Genomic DNA, 595 nt, shown 5'->3' with positions numbered 1-595 from the left:
GTCGGGGGGATCGGGGAGGAACAGGGTGACCGCCTCCAGGAGGCGATGGACGCCTTCCTGCTCACCGGAGCCCTGAAGCTCTTCCGCGCCGATCACGGTGTGCCGGAACAGGCGTTCAGACACCACACCATGCTGATCCACGAGTCTGTGCGGACCGATGACCATGCCGAACTCGCAGACCTGGTCAAGAGCATGTGGCACCAGGCCGGCTACGCCTCAACCGAGGGTCATACCCGGCTGGCCGCCCTCTGGGAAGGCGATTTCGCCGCGGTGCCCGCAGCCCGCGCACTGGACCTGCCGAATCCCGCCGCCTACCGCGAGCTCCAGCCGTACGTCAGCCGGGCGCGTCAGCTGATCACCAAGGGCGGCAACCCGGTCGTGGTCGTGAACGGGAACGGCGACCGGTACTTCGACCAGCTGGACCTGGACTTCGACCGGACTCCGAACGTCTGGAAGATCCTGATCGGGGGGACCAAGCTGTCCCGGGGGTTCACGGTCGAGGGCCTCACGGTCACCTACTATCGGCGGACCACGCGGCAGGCTGACACGCTGATGCAGATGGGACGCTGGTTCGGCTTCCGTCCTGGATACCAGG

1 protein-coding gene is annotated in these 595 nt (G+C 66.7%); it reads left to right on the top strand.

Annotated features, from left to right (window positions below):
* On the top strand, window positions 1-595 hold a 595-nt coding region (locus tag ABD323_RS44015), incomplete at both ends, for a Z1 domain-containing protein (RefSeq protein WP_344447615.1).

Origin of the sequence: Kitasatospora nipponensis (assembly GCF_039528135.1) — a bacterium.
In the GTDB taxonomy this organism is placed as follows: domain Bacteria; phylum Actinomycetota; class Actinomycetes; order Streptomycetales; family Streptomycetaceae; genus Kitasatospora; species Kitasatospora nipponensis.
This window is presented reverse-complemented; position numbering and strand designations above follow the sequence as displayed.